The organism is Verrucomicrobiota bacterium, from assembly GCA_027622555.1.
GTDB lineage: Bacteria > Verrucomicrobiota > Verrucomicrobiia > Opitutales > UBA2995 > UBA2995.
In genome coordinates this window covers 1-3,538 of record JAQBYJ010000226.1, presented here as the reverse complement: position 1 = coordinate 3,538, position 3,538 = coordinate 1, and the positions used below count along the sequence as shown (strand labels likewise).

Annotated in this window: 2 protein-coding genes; both read left to right on the top strand. The window is 46.4% G+C overall.

Annotation, left to right across the window (positions count from 1 at the left end):
* Positions 1-128 precede the first annotated feature (128 nt).
* Positions 129-962 carry an alpha/beta hydrolase-fold protein gene (locus O3C43_24990; GenBank protein MDA1069747.1) on the top strand — a complete coding sequence of 278 codons (834 nt, stop codon included), beginning with the start codon at positions 129-131 and terminating at the stop codon, positions 960-962.
* A 138-nt stretch (positions 963-1,100) separates the two neighbouring features.
* Positions 1,101-3,332 carry an NADP-dependent isocitrate dehydrogenase gene (locus tag O3C43_24985; protein MDA1069746.1) on the top strand — a complete coding sequence of 744 codons (2,232 nt, stop codon included), beginning with the start codon at positions 1,101-1,103 and terminating at the stop codon, positions 3,330-3,332.
* Positions 3,333-3,538: the final 206 nt, after the last annotated feature.

Here is a 3,538-nt window from a genome sequence, read left to right as displayed (position 1 = left end):
CGGGCGTGGAAAACGTTCTAGCCATCCGCACCGCCCTGCACAGTAACCGCTTCGATTCCTACTGGGACCAGAAAAACGCCGCATGAGGCATCTAAGGAAAAAATTTGTCCTGCACCCAGGAACCAAACATAGACCTAAAATATCCGTATGGACGGGACTCCATGCAACAATTGGGGGTTCCCAAAGGAAACGTGACTGAATCCGTATGGAAGCAGAGTAAAGTATTTCCCGGAACTATTCGACGATACTACATTTACGTACCAGCTCAGTATGATCCACGCGTGCCAGCGGCTCTGATGGTATTCCAGGATGGTCATACTTATATCCAGGAGAACGGAGACTTTAGAGCACCGGTAGTCTTTGATAACCTTATTCATAAAGGAGATATGCCAGTCACAATAGGCGTTTTCATAGATCCGGGACATTTAACAGCTGAATTGCCTCCAGAACCCGGCTGGAGACCGAGACCGGCCAATCGAAGCTTCGAGTACGATACTCTAAGCGCTGATTATGTTAGCTTTCTACTGACAGAAATTCTTCCGGAACTTCGCAACTCCTATAACATTACCTACGATCCGGAAGGCCACGCAATTTGCGGGATAAGTAGCGGCGGCATTTGCGCATGGACTGTGGCATGGGAACGCCCGGATCAATTTCGCAAAGTCATGAGCCACATTGGAAGTTTTACCAATATCCGGGGCGGCCACCATTACCCGGCGTTAATACGTAAGAGTGAGGAGGTAAAACCGATAAGAATTTTTATGCAGGACGGGAGTAACGACTTAGACAATGAACATGGAAATTGGCCTTTAAGTAACAAGCAATTGTTCGCCGCACTCCAATATCGCGCTTATGACGTAAAATTTATTTACGGCCAAGGACAACACAATGGAAACCATGGAGGCGCTATCTTTCCCGACTCCCTCCGTTGGCTCTGGCGCGATTATCTGCCAAACAAATAATACTCGCTCTTGACAAAACAATTGCTGATAAGACCCCGAAATACATCAAAGGTGTTGACGGATTCCTTCACACATTTAGGCATTTACGACTTCAAAATGCTAATATTAGAGGTTTGAACCTCTCAGCTTCGAAAAGACATGACATCTAAAACCGCAAAGATCATCTATACAAAAACCGACGAGGCACCGGCCTTGGCGACTCATTCATTGCTTCCTATTATTGAAACATTTACAGAAGCCGCCGGCGTGGTTGTAGAAACAAGAGACATTTCTTTGGCTGGCCGAATTATTGCCAATTTCCCAGACAAGCTTAGCGAAGAACAAAAACTCGAAGACCATTTGGCAGAACTTGGCGAGTTAGCAAAAACCCCTGAAGCGAATATTATTAAGCTTCCAAACATCAGTGCATCCATCCCCCAATTGGTTGCTGCTATCAAAGAGCTTCAAGGCCAGGGCTACGACATACCAGACTACCCTGAAGATGCGCAAAGCAAGGAAGACGAAGAAATCAAAAGTCGCTATGCAAAAGTTCTTGGCAGTGCAGTAAATCCAGTTCTTCGCGAAGGCAATTCCGATCGCCGGGCCCCGGGATCAGTAAAACAGTATGCCCGCAAAAATCCTCATTCCATGGGAGCTTGGTCGAAAGATTCCAAATCGCACGTTGCCACTATGAGCGCAGGAGATTTTTACGGCAGTGAGAAATCTACCACTGTAAGCGAAGCAACCGGGTTTAAAATTCAGTTTTTAAATAAAGAAGGACAGACAACACTTTTGAAAAGCGAAGCCCCTTTGCTGGCCGGCGAGGTAATTGATACTTCGGTTATGAATAAGAGTGCGTTAAGGAGCTTCCTTGCTGAGCAAGTAGCAGATGCCAGTTCCCAGAATGTTTTATTCTCACTCCACATGAAAGCCACCATGATGAAGGTGTCGGATCCGATTATTTTTGGTCACGCAGTTGAAGAATATTTCAAACCAGTCTTCCAAAAGCATGCGGCAACTTTTACTGAACTCGGAGTAGACACGAAAAATGGTTTCGGTGACGTAATTTCAAAAATCAAGGGTCTACCAGAAGACAAGCAAACGGAAATCAATGCGGACATTCAGGACTGCTACGACTCCCGCCCACCCATGGCTATGGTAAACTCGGATAAAGGAATCACCAACCTCCATGTGCCAAGCGACGTAATCATCGATGCTTCCATGCCTGCAGCTATTCGCACTTCAGGCCAGATGTGGGGACCTGATGGGAACCTGAGCGACACCAAGTTTGTCATTCCAGATCGATGTTACTCAGGGGTCTATAAAGCGACAATCGAATTCTGCCAAACTCACGGAGCCTTTAATCCAACAACCATGGGTAGCGTGCCCAATGTTGGATTGATGGCACAAAAGGCGGAAGAGTATGGCTCACACGACAAAACCTTCGAAGGCTCTGCCGATGGAGTTATTCAAGTAGTAGATTCATCTGACAAGGTGCTGCTCGAACAGGCCGTTGAAACCGGTGATATTTTCCGGATGTGCCAAACCAAAGATGCGCCCATTCAAGATTGGGTGAAACTTGCGGTTAAGCGTGCCCGATCAACCGGCGTTCCGACTATTTTCTGGCTGGATGAAAATCGTGCACACGACGCTGAAGTGATCAAAAAAGTTAATGCCTATCTACCAACGCACAATACAGAAGGACTAGACATCCGAATTCTGGCACCTGTTGAAGCAACGCTCTTTTCTTTGGAGAGAATAAAGAACGGACTTGATACTATTTCTGTTACCGGAAACGTACTTCGTGATTACCTAACAGACCTTTTCCCAATCTTAGAACTCGGAACCAGCGCCAAAATGCTTTCGATTGTTCCTCTTATGAACGGCGGTGGACTGTTTGAAACCGGTGCAGGGGGATCTGCTCCCAAGCACGTCCAACAATTTAATAAAGAAGGCCATTTACGGTGGGATTCGTTAGGTGAGTTCCTAGCCCTGGCAGTGTCCCTTGAACATTTGGCCAACACTTTCGATAATCAAAAAGCCAAAATCCTCGGAGAAACGCTCGATCAAGCCACGGGAAAATTTTTGGAAACCAACAAATCGCCTTCCCGTAAGGTAAATGAATTGGATAACCGAGGCAGTCATTTTTACTTGGCTATGTATTGGGCCGAAGCATTAGCTGCACAAGAAACAGACGCCGATCTGTCCGCTCAATTTGTCCCCTTAGCCAAAGCGTTGGCTGAAAACGAACAGACAATTGTGGATGAACTAAATAAAGCTCAGGGACAGCCCGTTGACATAGGCGGTTATTTTCACCCGAACTCAGAGGCAACCTTCTCGGCGATGCGACCAAGTGATACTCTTAACTCCATCCTGGCTCGTATAGGTTAAGGAAAACAGTTTGGTCACAAAGGTGAAAACAGTCGCACCGAAAGTATCAAAATAGAAGCCTTAGTTAACAGGTAAAACCGAATCCGCCCTACATCTTCAAACTTTTCCTTTGTAGCTAGACCCTGTTCGAAAAGCCTTCCGGAAGGAAGGTTTTCTTTTTTTTGGTTCGTAGTTCAGGCTTGAGGACTCTCCGGGAGAGGTTTGAG